Raw genomic sequence first — 21,897 nt, forward strand, 5'->3', positions numbered from 1 at the left:
AGATTATAGATTCGTATGGAATTTGGCCACGTCCCTCTTTCGGTTAAAGCGTGGATATCGAGGAAAACCGAGACGGGCTCGACGGAAAGGCGGCCGCTGCGGGCCGCCTTCTATCCAAACCGGCGCAGCGCCGGTCAGCCGTTCCGCGCTCACTGCGCGGCGATGGCACCGAAGATCAGGCCGGAGAGAACGCTGACCAGCAGATAGTCGTTACCGACCCGGATCCATTCCTGACCGGGACCCGGACGGCGCAGGCCATAGTGGCGATAGTCGCGGATCGGCTGGTGACGCTTCCAGCTCGAATATCTCTGGCCGTTGCGCCAATGGCTGCGTCTCACGACGATCTTCTTCTTCACTATGACGCGCTTGTTCACGTCGACATGCTTGTTCACATGCCTGCCGGGCTTCTGCCGGTCGACCTGGCTGTAGTTCGACTGCGGCGCGTTTGGTGTGTTCAGTGGTGCAGCCTGGCCCTGCAAGGCGGTTGCAGCCAGCATCGAGAAGGCAATGGCGGAAAGAACGATACGTTTCATGGCGGGTACTCCTTGGTTGTCGATGCCTCCGGAATAGAGCCGGAAGGATGAACCGAAACTGAATGCATAGATTACGTTTTCGTAATGATTTCTTATAGTTAGCACGACTAATTCAGCGATACCTTTAAAGCGACCGTCCGAGAATGGACGCATGACCCTCCGCAACCTCGCAGGCTATGCAACCATTTTGTCAGCCATCCATTTCCGACACGCCCCGTCGCGTGCCAACAGGCGTCCGAACCGGGCAAAATTTATTATTCGGCTAAAATAAATCGGAGTAATATCAACCTCTGCAATGTCCACGATTCGCGCCCGCTTTTGCCCCTTCGACTTCACCGCGCCCGCGTCGCCGGCGCCTGTGGCGTTGCGGGGCCTGGCATGAGTGGCTCCGTCGTTTTGCTGCACCTTGCCGGTGCGGTGGCACTGATGCTGTTTGCCACCCGTCTGGTGAAGACCGGCGTCGAGCGCGCCTACGGCGATGTGCTGCGCCACAAACTGCGCGCCACCATGCGCAATCCGTTCATGGCGGTTCTGGCCGGCTGCGGCCTGGCTGTCGCACTGCAAAGCTCGACCGCCGTCACCTTGCTGGTCGGCTCATTCGCCGGCTCCGGTATTGTCAGCGGCATGTCGGGCCAGCTTGCGGTGCGCGGTGCCGAGATCGGCTCGGCGCTGGTGGTCAAGCTGCTTACCTTCGATCTGTCGCTGCTGGTGCCGGTCTGCCTGGTCGCCGGCACGGTCATGTTCATGGCCACAGAGCGGCGCGACTGGCGCCAGTTCGGCCGCATCCTGGTCGGCATCGGCCTGCTGCTTCTGTCGCTGGAGATGATCGGCCAGGCGTCGGAGCCGCTGCGCCAGAGCACGCTGATGCCGCTCATCGTCGATTACTTCTCCGGCGATCCGGTCACCGCCTATCTTCTGGCGGCGTTGGTCACCTGGCTGTTCCATTCCTCGATCGCCGCGGTGCTGCTGATGGTGACGCTCGCCGGTCGCGGTTTCATCCCGCCCGAACTCGGCATCGTGCTGGTGCTCGGCGTCAATCTCGGCTCTTCGATCATCGCGCCGCTTCTAACCCGCAACGCAGAGCCCGGCGTTCGCATCGTGCCGATCGGGAATCTCCTGATGCGCGGTATGGGTTCGCTGATCATGCTGATCCTGTTCCTGACGTTCAAGCCGCGGGTCGCCTTCTTGGGCAGCACCGTGCCCGAGCAGATCGTCAATGCCCACATCGCCTTCAACATCTTGATCCTGATCGCCGGCGTGCCGCTGGCGCGCCTGGTCTATCGCGCCTCGGAAAAGATCGTGGCGCTGGGCACCAAGCCGCAGCCCGCCGACGCGCTCGACGTCGTTGAGCTTTCCGCGCTCAACGAAAGTGCGCTCGACGTGCCGAGCCAGGCATTAGCCAACGCCACCCGCGAGGTGGTGCGGGTCTGCGAAACGGTCGAGATCATGCTGAAACGGATCATCGAGCTCTATGAGAGCGCCGATGCCGACAAGATTGGCGCGCTGGCCGCACTCGACGACCGTGTCGACAGAAAGCACGCGGCGATCAAGCTCTATCTGGCCAGGGTCACCAAGAACCCGCTGAGCGAGGACGAGGCCCTGCGTTGCCAGGAGCTGATCGGCGCCTGCGTCAAGCTGGAGCAGGTCGGCGACATCATCGTGCGCAACATGCTGGTCCACGTGAAGAAGAAATTCGAGCGCGGGCTGGAGTTCACGCCGGAAGGATGGCGTGAGCTTTGCGCCTTCCATGCCTTGGTGCTTGCCAATGCCAGGCTTGCCTTCAACGTGCTGGTGTCTCGCGATCCGGAGACCGCTCGCCAGTTGGTGCTGGAAAAGGACCGGCTGCGCGACCGCGAGAAGGAAACCAGCCAGAGCCATTTCGTGCGGCTGCGCGACGGCACCGCCAAGAGTGTCGAGACCAGTTCCATCCATCTCGACACCATTCGGGACCTCAAGCAGATCAACTCGCTGCTCGCCTCGATGGCCTATCCCGTGCTTGAGGAGCGCGGTCTGCTCACCGGTTCACGGCTGAAGGCTGGATAGATTGCGTCCACAGGCCAGGTAGCTTCAGAACATCGCCTATGAAAATTGCTGTGGGCCAATGCGCAAAAATTATCTTTGCGCGTTTTCCCGTCTGTCGGCTAAAGGATCGTCCCATATCTACCGGGAGGAAAGTCGATGGACACCCATTCTCGCAGTTTCGCCAAGGCGCTTTCCTGGCGCGTCACCGGCACCATCGACACAATGATCATCTCGCTCGTCGTGACCGGAAGCATCAAGCTCGCCGCGGCCATCGGCCTGACCGAGGTCGTCACCAAGTCGCTGCTCTATTATCTTCACGAACGGGCGTGGCTGAAAATTCCTTACGGGAGGAAGGCAGCCGCCTAGCTCTTGCCTCCGCGGCGGGCGCCAGACCGGCGATCAAGAAAAGCTAAAGCGGCGTCGCCAATTTCTGGATTGCCCGCCGCCCCGATCCGTGGTTTGAGGCCAGCTTGTCCGAGGATCTCCTTCGCGCCATGCTGCCCCTCATTGCCCTGTTCATAGCTGCCTTCGCCTTCGGCACCACCGAATTCGTCATCGCCGGCGTGCTGCCGCAGGTGGCGGATGGCCTTGCCGTCGCGATTCCGACCGCCGGCTATCTCGTTTCCGGCTATGCCGGCGGCATTGCAGTCGGCGGCCCGCTGCTGGCGCTCGCCACCAAAAGGTTCTCCCGCAAGGCCCTGCTGCTTGGACTGACTGCAGCCTTCACCATCGGCCAGGCCGCCTGCGCGCTGGCGCCCGACTTCGCCTCTATGCTGCTGTTGCGGATAGCGGTGGCCGTGGCGCATGGCGCCTATTTCGGCGTTGCCATGGTGGTGGCCGTCGGCCTCGTGCGCGAAGACCAGCGCGGCATGGCGGTGGCGCTGATCCTGTCCGGCCTCACCGTATCGAACGTCATCGGCGTTCCGGCCGGCACGGCAATCGGCAACATCTGGGGATGGCGTGCAACATTCTGGGTGATGTGCGCGCTCGGTGTGGTGGCCTTCGCGGCAATCGGCGCCCTGCTGCCGCGCAAGACGGGATCGTCGAGCCCGTCAGTGAGCCTTGGAAGCGAGGTCCGCGTGCTCGCACGCCAGCAGGTCTGGACCTCGCTCATTATTATGCTGATGCTGATGATCGGCCAGTTCGGCCTGTTCACCTACATCACGCCGACGCTGCTTGAGGTCACAGGCCTCGACGAGAAATGGATACCTTGGGTGCTCTTGCTCAACGGGGTCGGCGCAACGATCGGCGTCTTCGTCGGCGGGCGGCTCGCCGACTGGAAGCTAATGTCGTCGCTCATCGCCATGCTTTTCCTGCAGGCGGTGATGCTCGCCTTGATCTATGCCGTCAGTTCTTACCCACTGCCGATGGTGATAGCGATCTTCGTCTGGGGCGGCCTCAACTTCGCCATCGGCACGCCGATCCAGACCCGCATACTGACCTGGACCGCGGACGCCTCCAATCTTGCCTCGTCGCTCATTCCGTCGGGCTTCAATGTCGGCATCGCGCTCGCCGCATCGCTCGGCGCGGGCATGCTCAATGCCGGCTATGGCTATCGCAGCCTGCCGGTGGTTGGCGCGGTCGCCATGCTGGTCGCGGTCGCGGTTGCGCTTGCCTCGCATGTCTGGGAATGGCGAAGCCGGGCTGCGCCGCCGCTGCCGGCTGCCGCCGAATAGGGCTACAGATCGATCCGGTAGCGCAGGCTTTCCGCGCCGCCATAGGCGGCGTCCTCGAAGAAACGCCCGACGAGCCGGCCGCCATTGGCCAGAGCGACCTTCTGCGAGGGCACATTGTGAGGCTTGCAGGTGATTTCGACGAAGGGCAGGCCAACAGCCCTCGCCTCCACCAGCATCAGCCGCAGCGCCTCGGTCGCATAGCCGCGTCCCCGTTTCCACGGCACCACCGCATAGCCGATGTGGCCGAGCACATGCGACGGCAGCGCCGCGGTGCCGTGCTGCCAGCGCAAGCCGATTGAGCCTGCGACTTCCCCGTCCCAGATCCAGCGCCGGAATCCGGGCAGCCGCGGCACCGTCGAACCGTCGGGCAAGGTGATCGGCGGTCCCTTGCCATCGGAATCGTCGAGATCGCCAAGGAAAGTCGCTGGATCCTTTTCGATTGCCGCAAGCTGCTCGCGCGTCGCGTCGAGTAGCCGCACATTGTCCGGCGACCAGCCACGCTCGAGGGCCGCCTTGTAGGACGGCAGGTGTTCAAGCGCCGGTTTGACGAGTTCGATCACGGGCGCGACGGCAAGGGCCTTCGGCAGCTTACTGAAGCAGGCTCTTGACGATGCCGCTCGCCTTGGAGAAATCCATCTGACCGGCGTATTTCTCCTTGAGCGCCGCCATCACCTTGCCCATGTCCTTGACGCCGCTGGCGCCGGTCTCGGCAATCGCGGAACGGACGGCGCTTTCCGTCTCAACCTGGCCCAGTTGCGTCGGCAGGAAGTCGCGGATGATGGCCATCTCGTCGCGCTCCTGCGCCGCAAGCTCCGGCCGCTTGCCGTCATCGAACGCCTTGGCCGATTCCTCGCGCTGCTTCACCATCTTGGCCAGTATCTGCAGGATTTCGTCGTCGCTCGCCGGCTCCTTGCCGGCGCCGCGATTGGCGATGTCGCGGTCGTGAATGGCCGCCTGGATCAGCCGCAATGTCGGCAGCCGGCGCTTGTCCTGCGCCTTCATCGCGCTCTTCAGGGATTCGGCGATTTTGCCTCGCATAGTGCTTTCTCCTTCGAATGCGGCGGACAATAGCCGTGCCGAAAGCCCAACGCAAATGCGACACTACGGGCAAATCCCTGATATTGTTCGACGAAATAAATCCGGGCTCGCACTTCCTGGCGTCATTGACCGCCTTGGCGCCTTCCCCTATGTACTGGGCCTTGCATGAACTGAATTCTAGTGCACGTCGCCCAAAAGTGCGTAGCTGTTTTGGGCAACGACATGCACACGTGAAAACTTAGCGCGCCGAGGCTGTGAGATCGCCGCTTCGCGCTTTTTGTTGCGCCGACTGAGGGCGCACCTTTAGGAGTGCCGCCGTGGCAACGATGACCGTCGCATCGCCCCCCCCTTGGGCCACCGACAAGCCGACTGCTCTGCTGGTGCTGGCCGACGGCACCGTCATCGAGGGTCGCGGTCTGGGCGCCGCCGGCTCCGCCGTCGCCGAGGTCTGCTTCAACACTGCGCTGACCGGCTATCAGGAGATCCTCACCGACCCATCCTATGCCGGCCAGATCGTCACTTTCACCTTTCCGCATATCGGCAATATCGGCACAAACGACGAAGATATCGAGGACCTCAACCCGCTGGCCCGCGCCGGTGCCGTCGGCGCCGTGTTCAAGGCCGACGTCACCAACCCGTCGAATTATCGCGCCGGAACCGGTCTCGACCAGTGGCTGAAGAAGCGCGGCATCGTCGCACTTTCAGGCATCGACACGCGGGCGCTGACCGCGCTGATCCGCGAAAAGGGCATGCCAAACGCCGTCATCGCGCACGCGCCCGACGGTATCTTCGACGTCGATGATCTCAAGCGCCGCGCCGCCGCATGGTCGGGGCTTATCGGGCTTGATCTGGCCAAGGAGGTCACCTCCGGTCAATCCTCGGTCTGGCGCGAGACGCCCTGGGTCTGGAACGAGGGCTTTGGCGAACAGGCTGATCCGTCGATGCACGTCGTTGCCGTCGACTACGGGGTCAAGCGCAACATATTGCGCCTGCTGGCCGGCCTCGGCGCCAAGGTCACCGTGGTGCCGGCAAAAACCGGCGCCGAGGAGATCCTGGCGATGCGGCCCGACGGCATTTTTCTATCCAACGGCCCTGGCGATCCGGAAGCAACCGGCGACTACGCCGTGCCGGTCATTCAGGATCTTTTGAAGTCCGATATCCCACTGTTCGGCATCTGCCTCGGCCACCAGATGCTGGCGCTGGCGCTGGGCGGCAAGACTGCGAAAATGCATCAGGGCCACCACGGCGCAAATCATCCGGTCAAGGACCACACCACCGGCAAGGTCGAGATCGTCTCGATGAACCATGGCTTTGCCGTCGACGCCGACTCGTTGCCGAGCGGCGTCGAGGAAACCCATGTCTCGCTGTTCGACGGTTCGAATTGCGGCATTGCGCTCACCGGCAGACCGGTCTTCTCGGTCCAGCATCATCCCGAAGCCTCGCCCGGGCCGCAGGATTCGCACTATCTGTTTCGCCGCTTCGTCAACCTGATCCGCGAAAAGCGCGGCGAGCCGGCACTGGCCGAGCGTGTTTAGCGCATTGCGTAAAAACGGATTCGACTGACGGGCGCCGGCCGGGTTCCCGGCGCCAATCAAGCCCCGTCCGTCACCGCTTCCTGCGCGTGCATGCGTCTGACTTCCTTCGGCGTCGGCTTGGCCACCCTGGTGACGAAGACGACGAGCGCCAGCGTGAGGAAAATCGCGCCGAGCAGATACGGGGCACCGCCGAAAACCACGGGCGCGTTCGGCCCCGTGAACCAGGAAAAGATCGCCGTATAAAGCAGCGGTGTGATGATCGAGGTGATCGAGAAGATCGAGGTCATTGCGCCCTGGAGTTCGCCCTGGGCGGAAGGTGGCACCTTGGCGGCCGCAAGGCTTCTGAGCGGCGGGTCGGCCAACGCCTCGAGACATCCGACGACGATCACTGCATAGATCATCCAGCCTTGTGACGCGAAGGCGTAGCCGAAGGCGCTGAGTGCGGTAAATGCCAGACCGATTACCGCCGTCTTCCACTCGCCAAGTTTAGGGATCACGCGCGGCAGGACAGTCGCCATGACGATCGCCCCGCACAGGCCGAAAGCGCCGAGCGAGAAGCCGATCTGTTGTTCGCTCCAGCCATAGCGATAACTGGAGACGAACGACCAGACCGCAGGATACATCATGTGCCCCAGCGTCATCAGAAAGAAGACAAGTCCGATCCAGCCGATACCTTCGTAGTTGCGCATCTGGACGAGCGTGCCGACCGGGTTGGCGCGTTTCCACTCGAAGCGGCGACGGTGCTTGTTATCAAGTGTTTCCGGCAACAGAAACAGCGCGATCAGAAAGTTTGCGAACGCAAGCCCTGCAGCGAAATAGAACGGCACACGCGGCCCGAACGTGCCGAGCAACCCGCCCAGAACCGGCCCGATGACGAAGCCGACGCCGAAAGCAATGCCGAGCAGCCCAAAATTCTTCGCACGATTTTCGTCGGTCGAGATATCGGCGATGAATGCCGATGTCGTGGAATAACTGGCGCCGGAAATGCCGGCCAGCACGCGGCCGATGAACAGCATCGGATAGGACCAGGCGATAGCGCAGATCAGATTGTCGATAGCGAACGTCAGCACCGAGGCGAGCAGGATAGGCCGCCGCCCGAACCGGTCGCTCAACCCGCCCATCACTGGTGCGAAAACGAACTGCATCGCCGCATAGACGAAGAACAGCCAGCCGCCCTCGATAGCCGCCTCGCTGATGCCGACGCCGGTCAATTCCCTGAGATAGGCCGGCAGCACCGGCATAATAATGCCGAAGCCGATGACGTCGAGCAGCAGGGTGGTGAAAACAAGCGCAAGGCCCCGCCTGGCGGTTTTTGGGTCTATCATGATGGTATCTCCTCGGGCCGCCCGAGCGAACGGGGACACACCTTATAGGCGAGCACATCGCCGGGAACAATGAGGGAACGGGCAGAGTGTTTTCATCCTGACATCCCCTGACTGCGATGCAGTCTCTCAGATAACTACGAGAAAACTGTCGGCTCAGATCGGGTTGTTGAACGTGTCGCAGTCCGAAAGCTTGCCGTTCTGGAAACCTCGCGCCAGCCAGGTCTGCCGCTGCTGCGACGTGCCGTGGTTGAAGCTTTCCGGCACGACGTAGCCCTGCATCTTCTTCTGCAGCGTGTCGTCGCCGATCTGTTTGGCGGCGTTCAGTGCCTCCGCCATGTCGCCCTGTTCCAAGATGCCCTTCTGACCGGTGAAATGTGCCCAGATGCCGGCAAAGCAGTCGGCCTGCAACTCGACCTGCACCGACATGTGGTTGGCGTCGGCTTCGCTCATATTCTGCCGCATCTGGTTGAATTTGGGCAGGATGCCGACGAGGTTCTGCACGTGGTGGCCGACCTCATGCGCGATCACATAGGCCTGTGCGAAATCGCCGGAGGCACCGAACTGCTGATCGAGCTGCTGGAAGAAGGTGGTGTCGAGATAGACCTTGCGATCATTGGGACAGTAGAATGGTCCGGCCGCCGATGAGGCAGAACCGCAAGCAGAGCCGATCCGGCCGCTGAACAGGACCAGCTTTGGATCCTGATAGGTCAGGCCCTCGGACTGGAAAATACCGGTCCAGGTATCCTCGGTCTCGGCCAGCACGGTCGACACGAACTGCTTCATTTCGTCGGACGCGGGCGCACCGGTGCCGCCGCCCTGGCCGCCGCTATTGTCGGTGATCTGGCCGCCGCCACCGGGCTGCAAGCCGCTGTCATCGAGGATCTGGCTCGGGTCGAAGCCGAAATACCACCCTGCCAGGAAAATCAACCCTACGATAATGATGCCCGACATGCCGCCGCCGCCGGCGCGACCGCCGATCGGGATGCGAAACTGCCCCGGCCCACCGCCAAACCCGCCGCTCTGGCCGCGCTCGTCCTCGACATTGTCACTCTGACGACGGCCCTTCCAGAGCATGGCAACCCCCATGACGCAATTTCTTCCGGCCGATCGGGCCGCGTCCCGGTTCGATGGGACACGACCACAATTATCTCAACGGTTACGCCAAGTCACAGTATTTTTCGTGCGAACAAGCAATGCTTGCTGACGCTTGTTTGCTCTGGCCGAAACATCGCAAGGTCTGTGGCGTTCGCCCTGCTCGTGGGAAGCGAGTCGCGCCACGTGCTTTTCAGCGGGCGGCGATTATTGCCTTGCGAAAGGCTTCGAGCGTCTCGGCGCTGACATGATGCTCGATGCCTTCGGCGTCGATGCGCGCCGTCTCGGCACTGACGCCGAGCGAGCGCAGGAAGGCCTCGACCGTCTGGTGGCGAATGCGGCTCTCTTCCGCAACCTTGCGGCCGGCCTCGGTCAGGAACACGCCGCGATAAGGCTTCCGGGAGACCAGCCCGTCGGCGCACAGCCGCGTCAGCATTTTCGCCACCGTCGGCTGAGCGACGCCGAGCCGTGCCGCGATATCGACCTGGCGCGCCTCGTTGCCATCCTCGATCAGGTCGGCGATGAGCTCGACATAATCCTCGACCAGCGCGCTGCGGCGCGCTTCACGCGTCTGCCTGAAGCCTTCCGAGTGGATTTCTGCATCAGGCAGCGGCTTTTCGCGAGGAACCGGTCTTTTCTTCAGCGCCAATACGCGCTCCTCCCGGCAGTTTGAATCGACATTGCAGTCATAACACGGAACCCTATTTGTTCTGGCCGTTTATTTCCATTCGGTGGCCGGCGCAACCGGCGGTCACTGCGGTCCGGCCGCACGGCCAAGCGGCTACACGAAAAAGCTCCGACAATGAAATATAGCATATTGCATAATGTTCAGCCGTGGCATAGATAAGGAGAGAACATCGATCGTTCCAGTGGAAAGCCATTTCATGTCGGAAGCCGAAGCCACCTCAGCCCCCCGGTCCATGTGGCGATTTGCCCGCCCGGAGGACGACGAGCAGCTCAGCCTGCGCGAAGTCAACGCAACGATCGCGGTGCCGCACTCGGGGATCTGGCTTCGCCGGCTGTTCGCCTTCATGGGGCCGGGCTACATGGTTTCGGTCGGCTATATGGATCCGGGCAATTGGGCGACCGACCTCGCCGGCGGAGCCCAGTTCGGCTACACGCTGCTTTTCATCATCATGTTGTCGAACCTGATGGCGATCCTGCTGCAGGCGCTCGCCGCCCGGCTCGGCATCGCCACCGGCCGCGACCTTGCGCAGGCGTGCCGCGCCTATTATCCGCGACCGGTCAATTTCATGCTCTGGGTCGCTTGCGAATTGGCCATCATCGCCTGCGACCTGGCCGAGGTCATTGGCACGGCAATCGCCTTGCAACTGCTGTTCGGCATTCCGCTGATCGGCGGCGCCATTATCACCGCGCTCGATGCCTTCCTGCTGCTGCTGCTGATGAACAAGGGCTTCCGTTTCCTCGAGGCCTTCATCATAGCACTTTTGATTGTCATCTTCGGCTGCTTCGCCATTCAGATCTTTGCCGCCGCGCCGCCGGTCGGCTCCATCCTGCACGCCATGTTCGTGCCGTCGTCCGAGATCGTCACCAATCCAGCGATGCTTTACATCGCCATCGGCATCATCGGCGCCACGGTGATGCCGCACAATCTCTATCTGCACTCCTCGATCGTGCAGACCCGCGCCTACGAGCGCACCGATCGCGGCAAGCGCGACGCCATCAAATGGGCGACGACCGACTCGACCATCGCGCTGATACTGGCGTTGTTCGTCAATGCTTCCATCCTGATCGTGTCGGCGGTGGCGTTCCACGGCACCGGTCATCATGACGTTGCCGAGATCGGCCAGGCCTTCGAGCTTCTGTCGCCGCTCCTCGGCCTCGGCATCGCTTCGATCCTGTTTGCCGTGGCCCTGCTTGCCTCCGGCCTGAACTCGACGGTCACCGCGACACTGGCCGGCCAGATCGTGATGGAAGGCTTCTTGCGGCTGCGCATCCCGCAATGGGCGCGCCGCCTGCTGACGCGCGGCATCGCCATTATCCCGGTGGTGGTCGTCACCGCCCTCTATGGCGAGAAGGGCACCGGCCAGTTGCTGGTCTTCAGCCAGGTGATCCTGTCGATGCAGCTTCCCTTCGCGGTCGTCCCGCTGGTGCAGTTCGTCTCGGACAAGCGCAAAATGGGCAATTTCGCCATTTCCCGCGCCGTTGCCGTGCTGGCCTGGGTGGTTGCCGCCCTCATCCTGGTGCTCAACTTCAAGCTGCTCTACGACACGGTCGTCGGTTTAGGCTGAGCGTCTGCTCCAAACTGACCCAACAACGTCGGCAATCATCCGTCCTTCCAGCCCTGGAAATTTGCCGGCCGCTGTCGGACAAATGTCTGTCTGCCCGTCCTTGGCTCGAAGTCCGGCCATGACGGCACGGATCAGCGAAAGGGAGCTCCAATGAGGAAGATCATCGCCGCAACATTCGTCAGCCTCGACGGCGTCATGCAGGCGCCCGGCGGCCCGCAAGAGGACCCTGTCGGCGGCTTCAAATTTGGCGGCTGGACATTCCACTACTGGGACGACTTGATGGGTGCCGCCATGGGCGAGACGTTTTCAAAACCGTTCGCGCTGCTTCTCGGCCGCAAGACCTACGACATCTTCGCCGCCCATTGGCCCTACCAGAAGAATGACCCGATCGCCGACAGCTTCAACGCCGTCACCAAATATGTGGCTACGCACAGGCCAGATACGCTGTCCTGGCAAAACAGCCAGCCGCTCGGCAGCGATGTCGTGGCGACGTTGCGCCGGATGAAGCAGGAGGACGGCCCCGACCTGCTCATTCAGGGATCGAGCGAGCTGATCCAGACCTTGCTCGCCAATGACCTGATCGACGAGATCAGCCTGCTGATTTTCCCGCTGGTGCTGGGCAAGGGCAAAAAACTGTTCGGCAGCGGCGCGATGCCTGCCGCCTTCAAGCTGACCCGTTCGCAGGCATCGACCACCGGCGTCCTCATGGCGAGCTATGAGCGCTCCGGCGAGATCAAGACCGGGTCCTTTGCCCCGGAACAGCCTTCCGAAGCCGAGATCGAGCGGCGCAAGAACTGGAAGTAGATGCCGCAGGGCGATCAAGGACGGCTGAACACTGGCCGTCCTTTTTGCTGTTTTAAGCCGCCTCTCGTCGCCGTGCCAATCCATCGCGGAGGTGGCCCGCGAATGCCAGTACGGCAGGCGCAACGCTGTGCTTCGGCAAATGCAGATTGATTGCAAAATTCGGCAATGACGGCAAATCCGGATCGTTGGCCAAAATATCAAGGTCCGCAGGTACGGTCGACGCCAACCAGGTGGTGACGGCCAAGTCCGAACGCACTGTCGCCGTCGTCGCGTCGATGCTGCCGTTTTCGAATACGGTGCGCCATGCCAGCCCGTGCTCGTTAAGCGCCTCCAGTACAACCGGACGGAACGCGCAGGTCTCGGCGACCATCGAAACCGGCAAGGGGCGTTTGCTGCGGGCGCCGCCGCCTTTGGCGCCGACCCAGACCAGCCGGTCGACAACAAGGCATTCGCCGGCCGACCGACCGACCGGTTCCTCGATCACCGCGAGCTCTATCGTGCCGGCCGCCAAGGCCGCAGCCAGCTCCGGCGACGAGGCGCAGACAAGCGAGATCTCGACCTGCGGATACGCCTCGGCATAGGCCTTGAGCACCGGCGCAAGCAAGGTGCCGACAAGGTCGTACGGCACGCCAAGCCGCACCTGACCGGCAACTGCATCGCCCGCCATCTCCGCCAGGATCTCGTCATTGAGCGAAAGCAGGCGCTTGCCCTTGCCGAACAGCCGCTCGCCGGAGCGGGTCAGCCGCAATCCGCTCCGATCGCGCTCGAACAGCCTGCAGCCGAGAACCTCTTCCAAACGCTTGACCTGCTGGCTGACGGCACCTTGCGTCAAATGCAGCGCGTTGGCCGCCGCCGTCATGCTGGCCCTGTCGGCAACGGTGACAAAGGTTCGGATCAGGGCAGTGTCGAGGTTGCGGAGCATCAAGCCATTATATTTGCTAATGCATGTCATAGCAAACATTGCATTTACTGATGAGCCAAACAGGCTACCGTGCAGGCTTCAAAGGAAGCAGCATGTTTGAAACCGTCCTTCCCCTCGTCCTGTTCGCGCTGGTCTCTACCTTAACGCCCGGCATCGCCACGACCTTGTCGACGGCGTCCGGCGCGCAGTTCGGCTTCCGCCGCTCTATCCCGCTGATGGCCGGAAGTGCGGCCGGCCTGGCCACAGTGGCTGCGGCAGGTGCTGCCGGGCTCGCTGGTCTGCTGGCCGCCGCTCCTTCGCTGCAACTAGCAATGAAAATGGCCGGTACCCTCTATCTGGTATGGCTTGCGCTCAAGATCGGCCGCAGCGGTCCGCCCAGTCTGGACGTGGCCATGGCAAAGCCGAACAGCTTTTTGGGCGGCGCCGGCCTGCAATGGATGAACCCAAAGGGCTGGGCCATGGGGCTGGGAGCGGCGGCATCTTTTGCCGCGCTCGCCAAAGGGCCGCTGCAGCTCGCCTTGCTGCTCGGCGCCGTCTTCGGCCTTGCAGCGGCTCTATCCTTGGCGGCATGGTGCGTGGCGGGCACGCTGCTCGCCCGGTTGCTGCGAACCGAGCGGCAGTGGCGCATGCTCAACGCCGTGCTTGGCCTGCTGCTGGCCGCCTCGATCATTCCGATGTGGCGGACAGCGTAAGGTTAGTCTTTAGCTATGTCAGGCAGTGTAACGCGCCGCCGGCTTGCCGGCCAGAAGACTGCCGAAGAAGCCTTGCCGAACGCCAAGAAAGGCATCCACCCCGGCAACATCGGCAAGACCCGGTGCCGTGAACGCTTCACCCTTTGCCAGGCCAACCAGCGCTGCATCGACCAGATCGTCGGCCGTCATCACGATCTCTTGCGGCACATTGGCAATATCGCTTCCCGCAACTTCCCAGAATTCTGTCCGCGTGGCCCCCGGCAAGACCACCTGCACGGCGACCTTCGTGCCCGCGACTTCCCGCTGCAAGGCCTCGGTGAAGTTGACGACGTAGGCCTTGGTGCCGCTGTAGATGCCGCCGAACGAGGTATCGAAGGCAAGGACCGAGGCGATGTTGACGATGGCGCCGCGGTTGCGCGACAGCAGCCCCGGCAGCACCGCGCGCGTCAGCCGAGTCAGCGCCACGACATTGACCTTGATCATGCGCTCGGCGACATCGGCTTCAGCCGTTGCCACCACCTGCGCGCCGCCAAGGCCGGCATTGTTGACCAGCAGCGTCACGCTGTCGTCGGTTGATATCGCCTGCTCGACCCGTCGCAGATCGCCGTCGTCGGACAAGTCGGCGCCGATGACGCTGACCTTTATGCCATACGCGAAGCGGAGCCTCTCCGCCAATTCCTCCAACCGATCGGCGCGCCGCGCCACCAGCACCAGATCATAACCTTGGCCGGCGAGCCGGTCGGCATAGATCGCACCGATGCCGGACGAGGCGCCGGTGACGACCGCAGTACCTTTGTCCTGATTGCTCATTGTCTTGTTCCTTCTGGTTCGATTCCAAATGCCGGTTCCGCAGGGCAACACCCTGCTTCGACTGGCACACGAATTATTGGCATATGCCACCATTGGAACGTAGGCATATGCCACCATCTTGTCAATCCGGGGAGCAAGGACTATTTCTGGTTTGCATCGAGGGGCCTTTCCGGTCCCTCATCGGAAATCCGCCAATGTCCCAAACCACCCTGCCCGGCCTGGCGCTTTGCAACAACGCCATGCTGCGCCGCGCAACGCGGAAACTGGGCCAGTTCTATGACGATGTGCTGGCCCCATCGGGTCTGAAGGCCACGCAGCAGGGCCTGCTCTACCAGATCCACATCGGCAACGAACCGACGATGGGTGCCCTTGCCGCGGCCCTCGTCATGGACCTGTCGGCCCTCGGTCATACGCTGAAGCCGCTGATCAGGGACGGTTACATCGAGACCTTCTCCGACCCTGCCGACCGCCGCAGCAGGCGCGTCAGGCTGACATCGCAGGGCCGGATCAAGCTCGAAGAAGCTCTGAAGCTGTGGCAAGTCGCTCAGCAGCGCTTCGAGGAGATGTTTGGAAAAGAACAGGCGGCAAGCCTGCGAGCGGCGCTGGACGAAATCGCCGCGCTTGATTTCGACGTACCGCCGGCCGCGAGTTGAATTATCGGCGGCCGGCAGCCAAGCTCCGCTAACAGCCCTATTCGGCCGGCATCGCCACCGGTCGCGCCGCCAGGTGGCCCGCCAGCACTACGCCCAGACCGATGATCGGGAATGCCGCCGCGACCACGCCGAGGTCGGCCGGTGCGCCATAGCGCAGCACCGCGGCGCCGACCACGGCACCCAGTGCGACACCGAGATAGAGCGCCGAAGCGTTCAGCGACAGCACGATGGGCGCGGCATCGGGCGCCAGTTTGATGATACGGCTGGCCTGCGCCGGCGGGAATGCCCAGCCGACGATGCCCCACGGCACCATCATGGCCATCAATGCCGGCCCGGCGATCTCGCGCGGCAGGAACATCGGGATCAGCGAAAACGTGACCAGCATGGCGGCACTCAGCGCCAGCGACCAGCAGACGGTGCGCGTCGCGCCGAAACGGTCGGCGGCCTGACCGCCGCCGATATTGCCGATGACCGCGCCAACGCCGAAAGCGAGCAGCATTCCGGGAAGCGCGATCGGGTTCAGTCCGCCGCCTTCGATCGCGAGCGGCGCGACAAAGGCAAAGACGGTGAAGGCGCCGATCAGAGCCAGGATCGTCGTCACCAGGATAGGCATGACGCCGGGGCGAAGTGCCGCTGCCAGCCGCATCCGGAGCGGCAGCCTTGTGCCGACGATGCCGCGCGGCAGCCGATACCACAGAATCGCGCCGGCGAGCGCGCCAAGGCCGGCAATGGCAAAGAAGGTGCCGCGCCAGCCGGCAACCGTCGCAACGAGCGCGCCGAGCGGTGCTCCGACCGCGACCGCAACCGTAGTGCCGCCGACGACTACGGCAATGGCGCGGGCGCGGTGATGATCGTCGACAAGCGCAACGGCCGTTCCCTGTGCGGTCGCCGCAAACAGGCCTGACGACAGCGCCATGACGATGCGCGCGATCAACAGCAATTCGAAGGAGGAGCTCAGCGCCGCGGCGACGTTGCCCAACACGAAGAACACCAGCGTCCACAGGATGACGCGGCGACGGTCCCATTCGCCGGTCAGCGTTGCCAGGATCGGCGTGCCGATCGCATAGGCGAGCGCAAATGCGGTGATCAGCGTGCCGGCGAGCGGAACGGAGATGGCGGCATCCTTTGCGATATCGGGCAAAAGGCTGGAGATGACGAAACCTTCGGTCGAAATCGTGAACGATCCGAGCGCAAGCCAGATGAGGCGCTTATCCATGGCAATTTCCTTAGTTCAAAGGTTATTGAACAATTGGACATAACAGGGCATGATGTCAATAAAGCCGCTGCAAAATAGCCGAACCATCCTGACAGCCCGGTGTCAGGACGGGGCGACGGGACGAAACTATGTGTCCATTGGCCACGAGAGGAGATGCGTTGAAATCGGCTCCAAATGTGCTTAATTCCTGGGCATGACCTTGCCCCATCCCACCGCCGACCAGATCAGCCTGCCGAACGTGCTTGCTGTGCTCGGCGACCCGACGCGGTTGGCCATCGTGCGCTATCTCGCCAGCAAAGAGGGCGTGCCGCTGAATTGCAGCCGGTTCCTCGACTTCGCCTCGAAAACCAATCTGAGTTACCATTTGGCCAAGCTGCGTGAGGCCGGCGTCACCCGCACCGAGGCGGTTGGCACCAGCCGATTGATCACGCTGCGCCGTGACGATCTCGACCGCCGCTTCCCGGGCTTGCTCGACAGCGTTATTGCCGCGGCCGGCGACGACGCATCGTTACCGGCGGTCGGCGGCCACGAGATCGAAGTCCGCGCCTGACCGGCGCGAAGCTGGGTTCCGCTCTCGCCCGCTTCGCGAGACGAGCAAAGTAGCTTCACCTGCCGTCCAGCCATTCCAATTAACGGAGCCTGCCATGCGCATTGCCGTCCTCGCCGACATCCACGGCAACGTCCTGGCGCTCGACGCCGTGCTCGACGATCTGCGGCAGCGCGGCGGCGCCGACCTCATCGTCAATCTCGGCGATTGCGTTTCCGGCCCGCTGTGGCCGCGCGAGACCATGGAGCGGCTCGAGGCGCTCGACCTGCCGACGGTACGCGGCAATCACGACCGCCGCGTTGCCCGCGACACTGCCGACGAGACCATGTGGCCGTCCGACCGCTACGCGCAGGAACGGCTGACGGCAGGCCAACGCGAGGCGCTGTTCGCGCTGCCCGTCACGCTTGAGGTGGCGCCCGGCGTGATCGCCTTCCATGCCCGGCCCGACCACGACGAAAAATACCTGACTGACGCGATCGTCGAGGGCCGGCTGGTGCGCGCGCCGCTGGCCGCAATCGAGCGGCGCCTCGGCGCGGTCGATCCCGCCTGCCGCATCATGCTTTGCGGCCACAGCCACCGCAGCGAGCTGATCCGCATTCCCGGCGGTCCGGTCATTTTCAATCCGGGCAGCATCGGCTGCCCGGCCTATGACGATTCGACCCCACCGGCGCATGTCTCGGAGCAAGGCTCGCCACACGCCCGCTATGGCATCGTCGACTTGCACCCCGATCGTTTCGAATCCATCGCCGTCGACTATGACCATGAGGCGGCGGCGTATCAGGCCGAGCAGGCGGGACGGCCCGAATGGGCTCACGCGCTGCGCACCGGATTTATGTCCGGCTGAACGCGGAACGCGTTCATGCCGCCGGGCTGAGCTTGCTCATCCCAGGCTGAGCTTGCTCATGCCAGGCTGAGCTTGCTCATGCCAGGCTGAGCTTGCTCATGCCTAGCTGAACGGATGACCGCCTTCGAGCGGCAGAAGCCGCAATCTTCAGTCGTCGGACGCGGATCGCTTCGATCGCCTGGCAGGACGTCGGGCGCTGGCCGCCGAAGCCTTGGACGTCGAAGCCTTGGCCGCCGAAGTCTTGGGCGTCGAAGTCTTGGCCGATGAAGCCTTGGGCGATGAAGCCTTTGGCCGTGACGTACTGGGCGTTAGATGCCTTGGGTTGAAAGTCTGTGCTGGAGCCGATTCGGAACCGGCCCGAATGTCGGCGTCTCGCACCTGCTGGCCAAAGTTCAGACCGGTCAGCTGTTCGATCTCGGCCACCGTCGAAAGAAACTCCGATACCCTGGCAATTTCAAGCGGGTCGTCGAATGCCTCGGCACGCTCGCCGAACGCTTCGGGCATCACTTCCAAAACCGGCTTCTGGTCCGCCAGCAGCGCGATGGCGCGCAGGCCAGCTTGATCGGACCACAGCGCGATCTTCCAGAACTTCAGCGGAACATGGCTGTCAAAGCGGTAGGGAGGATCGTCCTCGCGGAACACTGGCCCGGCAAACACTGTGACCCGGCCTCGCGTCGTATAAGCGTTGCGCAGTACATACGTTTCCACCGCGCGCCATCGCAGCTTCCCCTTGGAGCCGGGATGGTCAAGCGAGCTTCCCTGATTGAAGAAGCCGACTTGCGGCGCAGCATTGGTATAAAAGAACGTGTCGCGTTCTGCCGCGACCGCCTCCTGATCGACGCCCCAGGCGGGGTCGCCGCGAAGCGTAATATGGCCCTTCTGGAACATTCGAGCTATTCGTTCCTTGGATTTTGCAACGGGAAATCCGGGCACATTCTGGCTCGAATAGAATTCCTGGGTCATCTGCTCGCCAAGGTCGATGCGGCGATCGGGCCGGAAAGCATCGCTGGCTTCCGAACCGGAAATCGACTCCACCCCCAAGTCGACAAGCGACGGGTTGTCGATGACCGTCTTGTCCTCACGATTGACCGCCTTGGTACGGGATCCATCGATATTGCAGGCGGTGACGAAGGCAAGCCTGCGATCGGCGTTCATCAAGATCGAAAAATGATGGTAGCGCAATTCGTGTGGGTCCTCGCCCGGTTTGGCAAGAAGGTTTTTGGCCAACCGGTAGGGTGAATTGGCAACCATCGGCATTGGCAGGACAAAGCCCGGTATGAAGCCGGGCTCATACCCTCCGCGATCGTCGAAATCCTCTGTTTTCCAACCCGCGGCCTCGGCGATGGCCATGACCTTGGCGGGTTCGCTTGCTGGACCTTTGCCGTCGTTTCGTGTTGCATCGCCTCCGTCGCGGTCGATCAACGGCGCCCGGACATTTATCTCGACGGGAAAAGTCCACGTGACCGAGCCATCGGCATTATGTCTCGTCGCCGGCGGGCCGCGATCCGGTTCAGGCCGCTGCACCGGCTTGTCCGGCACGTCTCCGCGAATGTCGGCGTTCAGCCGAACTGTCTCATCCATCATGCGCGGCGTGCCGGACCAAATCGCCAGAACTTCCGAAACCGCCGATGCCGACGAGCCCGGCAGCCTGGACTTTCTAGCGCCCAGATCGTCAACGATGGCGCTGATCCGTATGCCTTCGTTGATCTCGCGCGCAAGCGCGTAGCCAGCTATGCCCGTCACCTCGTGGAACGGGCCGGCCCAATGGTGCAGGGCAATAGGCTCCCATTCGTTGTTGAAGACCGGTGAACCGGACGAACCCTGTTCGGTATCGGCAACATAGTGCAGCACTTGAACCGTTTCGTCGCGGGCCACCAGCCGGTTTTCACGCAGCACCAGTTCCTTGAAGCGGCCATCGGGATGCTGGACGATGTTGGCGATTTCGCCGAGCATATGCTTGTCGCGCGCGTCCGACAGCGAGATAAAACCGAACTCCCCCAGTTCCTTTGGGCCGGAACGCCGCTCGCCGACCCCGATCAGCGTATAGTCCAGACCTTCTATGCTATCGGTCACGAAACAGGATTCAGGATCGAACAGGAACGTCGTCGGCGTGCGCACGGCATTTGCACCGTCCTGCTCATAATCGAACTGGACCTGGAAGCGCCGGGAATCCGCCGGCGACGAAATCACATGGTTGTTTGTGAGGAACAGCCTTGGCCCGACCAGAAAACCCGATCCTTGCGGATTGCCGTTGAGAAAGGCAACGCGGCCGACCGCATCGGCAGCACGGCGCCCACGCTCCAGAAATGCGACCCCGATGAAATCGAGCGTTGGGCCGAGAATTGCCTCCGGTCCTGGCTGTTTGGCGGCCGCCTTTCTCTCCCCGGCAGATCTCATGTCGATTGCTGCCGATATCATCTCCGCTTCGGTGCGGCTGAGCGACGCCTTTACCTGCAACCTGTCGAGGCGCCTGGAGAGGGTCTGTTCGGCGGCCAGCGGATTGCCGTTGGCGATGTGACCAAGTGAAGCCTCAATCTCGGCGCGCGTTTTCTTGATACGCTGACGAACTATGTTTTCCACTTGCGCGAATATTTCAAGGTCGACCATATTGCCCTCCTCAACCTTACTTGAGAGAGTGCATATTTACATGAAATGTGCAATATTTTGCCGGCTGTTAGTTCACGGAATGGCCTGGTTGCGATTCAACATGCGGCACCTTTTCGGGCTTACACAGCGCCGCCTCGTCGCCTATAAAAACCGGCTGGCGTGCGATGGCGCTTTCGTGCCTGGCCACGCCTTCGGCAATTGAACCTACCGCCCATGGCAGATGATTAGGCGCACAGTAACACTCCCGACGACGCTGCTTGCGATGGTTGCTGCTCCGCTGATGCTGGCGGAGTTGCCGGCCAACGGCCAGGAGCCGGAGCCCATCATCTCGATTGTGACGGGTCTCGCTCCCGATGACCTCCTGAACGTGCGCGCCACGGCGTCGGCCATGGGCAAGATCGAGGCACGGCTGCCGAGTGGTTCGAGCGTGAAAAATCTCGGCTGCGGCGACGTCAGCGGCTACAAGTGGTGCAAGGTCGAAGACATTGACGACCCGAAGCTGAGCGGATGGGCACCCGCACGCTACCTCGACCCCATCAATCCCCGGCAAGTGACACCCCAGGCGGCGGCCGATACGGAGAGCCCTGCCTCTCAACCGCCGCCCGATCTGACAACGCGCCTCGGCGCAACTGCTCCCGAAACGTCGCTGAACTCCGCTGACGCAATCGGCAGGGTGGCCATCGAGGACGCTTACCGCCTGGCCCTGGCCGCTGGCAATCCCTCGACTGGACAGGTTGATGGATCGGCGCCCGCGGCAGTGGGTCCCGTCCAGAATTTCGGCGCGACCAATGCGGCGCCTCCGGCCGACGCACAGACCGTTGCACGGCTGCAGCCGCCGGGGACACCATTCCCAGGTGCCGGCAACGTCATTCCTTGCGCGCGCTATCTCGGCCAGCCGATGACCAACTGCAAGGCAGGCGTCGCGCGCACCGGCGACAAAACCGACGTGACCGTGACCTGGCCCGATGGCGGCACGCGCATCATCAGCTTCCAGGCCGGCAAGCCGGCCGGTTCGAATGGGCCGGGCGAATTCCGCTTCACGCGCGAAGGCAGCCTCAACATGATCCGCGTCGGCGTTGCCGAGCGCTTCGAGATTACGGATCAGTTCGCGCTGGGGGATAGTGGTAGGGGAATGAGGCAGTAGGGCAGTAAGGCAATATGTTTAAAGGCCGCTCGAACCTCTGCCCTACTGCCTCATTTTCGGGGTTACATCCGGCAAAACTCTTCCCTATAAGGCCCTCCTAGCCTGATACCAGAATCGCGAGCACAACCGGCCGGGTCTTCCCGTCCGGTTTTTCGTGCAAGCCGCCTGCCGAACGGACCTTCGAT

The 21,897-nt window shown here is 62.7% G+C and carries 21 protein-coding genes; 11 read left to right on the forward strand and 10 right to left on the reverse strand.

Going from position 1 to position 21,897, the window contains the following annotated elements:
- Positions 1–149: 149 nt before the first annotated feature.
- Positions 150–533 carry an RcnB family protein gene (locus tag NKH50_RS12050; RefSeq protein WP_352878893.1) on the reverse strand — a complete coding sequence of 128 codons (384 nt, stop codon included), beginning with the start codon at positions 531–533 and terminating at the stop codon, positions 150–152.
- Positions 534–911: 378 nt separating this feature from the next.
- Here NKH50_RS12050 and NKH50_RS12055 point away from each other — a divergent pair, with 378 nt between their 5' ends.
- The 3 genes from NKH50_RS12055 (at position 912) to NKH50_RS12065 (ending at position 4,231) form a co-directional block, all read left to right on the forward strand.
- Entirely contained in the window at positions 912–2,576 is a 1,665-nt protein-coding gene (locus NKH50_RS12055) for a Na/Pi cotransporter family protein (RefSeq protein WP_352506762.1), read from the forward strand.
- 135 nt (positions 2,577–2,711) lie between these two features.
- Positions 2,712–2,921 carry a DUF2061 domain-containing protein gene (locus tag NKH50_RS12060; RefSeq protein ID WP_023678301.1) on the forward strand — a complete coding sequence of 70 codons (210 nt, stop codon included), beginning with the start codon at positions 2,712–2,714 and terminating at the stop codon, positions 2,919–2,921.
- Between the two features lie 128 nt (positions 2,922–3,049).
- On the forward strand, positions 3,050–4,231 hold the full coding sequence (locus NKH50_RS12065; protein WP_352878896.1) for an MFS transporter: 1,182 nt from the start codon (positions 3,050–3,052) through the stop codon (positions 4,229–4,231).
- 2 nt (positions 4,232–4,233) lie between these two features.
- Here the strand turns inward: NKH50_RS12065 and NKH50_RS12070 are convergent, their stop codons facing one another.
- The gene (locus NKH50_RS12070; protein WP_352738971.1) at positions 4,234–4,791 is read right to left on the reverse strand and encodes a GNAT family N-acetyltransferase; all 558 of its coding nucleotides are present in this window, start codon (positions 4,789–4,791) and stop codon (positions 4,234–4,236) included.
- A gap of 28 nt (positions 4,792–4,819) precedes the next feature.
- Complete coding sequence (locus NKH50_RS12075; protein WP_254820347.1) at positions 4,820–5,269, reverse strand: GatB/YqeY domain-containing protein; 450 nt, start codon at positions 5,267–5,269, stop codon at positions 4,820–4,822.
- A 326-nt stretch (positions 5,270–5,595) separates the two neighbouring features.
- On the opposite strand from NKH50_RS12075, the gene carA reads away from it, so the two are divergent.
- Positions 5,596–6,804, forward strand: a complete 1,209-nt coding sequence (gene carA / locus NKH50_RS12080) for a glutamine-hydrolyzing carbamoyl-phosphate synthase small subunit (RefSeq protein WP_352879129.1) — start codon at positions 5,596–5,598, stop codon at positions 6,802–6,804.
- 56 nt (positions 6,805–6,860) lie between these two features.
- Here the strand turns inward: carA and NKH50_RS12085 are convergent, their stop codons facing one another.
- The 3 genes from NKH50_RS12085 to mntR form a co-directional block, all read right to left on the reverse strand.
- Positions 6,861–8,129, reverse strand: coding sequence for a TCR/Tet family MFS transporter (locus tag NKH50_RS12085; protein WP_352740207.1), 1,269 nt, complete (start codon positions 8,127–8,129; stop codon positions 6,861–6,863).
- A 153-nt stretch (positions 8,130–8,282) separates the two neighbouring features.
- A complete protein-coding gene (gene ypfJ / locus NKH50_RS12090; protein WP_352478094.1) occupies positions 8,283–9,203 on the reverse strand; it encodes a KPN_02809 family neutral zinc metallopeptidase in 921 nt (306 codons plus the stop codon).
- A 211-nt stretch (positions 9,204–9,414) separates the two neighbouring features.
- Positions 9,415–9,870, reverse strand: coding sequence for a manganese-binding transcriptional regulator MntR (gene mntR, locus NKH50_RS12095; protein WP_254820344.1), 456 nt, complete (start codon positions 9,868–9,870; stop codon positions 9,415–9,417).
- 235 nt (positions 9,871–10,105) lie between these two features.
- Here mntR and NKH50_RS12100 point away from each other — a divergent pair, with 235 nt between their 5' ends.
- Both NKH50_RS12100 and NKH50_RS12105 read left to right on the forward strand, forming a co-directional pair.
- Complete coding sequence (locus NKH50_RS12100) at positions 10,106–11,473, forward strand: Nramp family divalent metal transporter (protein WP_352477808.1); 1,368 nt, start codon at positions 10,106–10,108, stop codon at positions 11,471–11,473.
- Positions 11,474–11,623: 150 nt separating this feature from the next.
- Entirely contained in the window at positions 11,624–12,277 is a 654-nt protein-coding gene (locus NKH50_RS12105; RefSeq protein ID WP_352506758.1) for a dihydrofolate reductase family protein, read from the forward strand.
- A gap of 52 nt (positions 12,278–12,329) precedes the next feature.
- Here the strand turns inward: NKH50_RS12105 and NKH50_RS12110 are convergent, their stop codons facing one another.
- Positions 12,330–13,199, reverse strand: a complete 870-nt coding sequence (locus NKH50_RS12110; protein WP_352478095.1) for a LysR family transcriptional regulator — start codon at positions 13,197–13,199, stop codon at positions 12,330–12,332.
- 92 nt (positions 13,200–13,291) lie between these two features.
- On the opposite strand from NKH50_RS12110, the gene NKH50_RS12115 reads away from it, so the two are divergent.
- Positions 13,292–13,891, forward strand: a complete 600-nt coding sequence (locus NKH50_RS12115; RefSeq protein ID WP_352740209.1) for a LysE family translocator — start codon at positions 13,292–13,294, stop codon at positions 13,889–13,891.
- 18 nt (positions 13,892–13,909) lie between these two features.
- On the opposite strand, the gene NKH50_RS12120 is transcribed toward NKH50_RS12115, so the two are convergent.
- Positions 13,910–14,701: an SDR family NAD(P)-dependent oxidoreductase gene (locus NKH50_RS12120; RefSeq protein ID WP_352646456.1), complete on the reverse strand. Its 792-nt coding sequence runs from the start codon at positions 14,699–14,701 to the stop codon at positions 13,910–13,912.
- A gap of 194 nt (positions 14,702–14,895) precedes the next feature.
- Here NKH50_RS12120 and NKH50_RS12125 point away from each other — a divergent pair, with 194 nt between their 5' ends.
- On the forward strand, positions 14,896–15,354 hold the full coding sequence (locus NKH50_RS12125; protein WP_352878902.1) for a MarR family winged helix-turn-helix transcriptional regulator: 459 nt from the start codon (positions 14,896–14,898) through the stop codon (positions 15,352–15,354).
- Between the two features lie 37 nt (positions 15,355–15,391).
- Here the strand turns inward: NKH50_RS12125 and NKH50_RS12130 are convergent, their stop codons facing one another.
- Complete coding sequence (locus NKH50_RS12130) at positions 15,392–16,570, reverse strand: MFS transporter (protein WP_254820339.1); 1,179 nt, start codon at positions 16,568–16,570, stop codon at positions 15,392–15,394.
- 193 nt (positions 16,571–16,763) lie between these two features.
- Here NKH50_RS12130 and NKH50_RS12135 point away from each other — a divergent pair, with 193 nt between their 5' ends.
- Together NKH50_RS12135 and NKH50_RS12140 are read left to right on the forward strand one after the other, a co-directional pair.
- Positions 16,764–17,120, forward strand: a complete 357-nt coding sequence (locus tag NKH50_RS12135; RefSeq protein ID WP_352506754.1) for an ArsR/SmtB family transcription factor — start codon at positions 16,764–16,766, stop codon at positions 17,118–17,120.
- A 94-nt stretch (positions 17,121–17,214) separates the two neighbouring features.
- Positions 17,215–17,961, forward strand: a complete 747-nt coding sequence (locus tag NKH50_RS12140; RefSeq protein WP_352878906.1) for a metallophosphoesterase family protein — start codon at positions 17,215–17,217, stop codon at positions 17,959–17,961.
- 147 nt (positions 17,962–18,108) lie between these two features.
- Here NKH50_RS12140 and NKH50_RS12145 read toward each other — a convergent pair whose 3' ends face one another.
- Positions 18,109–20,568, reverse strand: coding sequence for a DNA/RNA non-specific endonuclease (locus NKH50_RS12145; protein ID WP_352878909.1), 2,460 nt, complete (start codon positions 20,566–20,568; stop codon positions 18,109–18,111).
- A 220-nt stretch (positions 20,569–20,788) separates the two neighbouring features.
- Here NKH50_RS12145 and NKH50_RS12150 point away from each other — a divergent pair, with 220 nt between their 5' ends.
- Complete coding sequence (locus tag NKH50_RS12150; RefSeq protein WP_352878912.1) at positions 20,789–21,712, forward strand: SH3 domain-containing protein; 924 nt, start codon at positions 20,789–20,791, stop codon at positions 21,710–21,712.
- Positions 21,713–21,897 lie beyond the last annotated feature (185 nt).

It is taken from the genome of Mesorhizobium sp. M1027 (assembly GCF_040318745.1).
Taxonomy (GTDB): domain Bacteria; phylum Pseudomonadota; class Alphaproteobacteria; order Rhizobiales; family Rhizobiaceae; genus Mesorhizobium.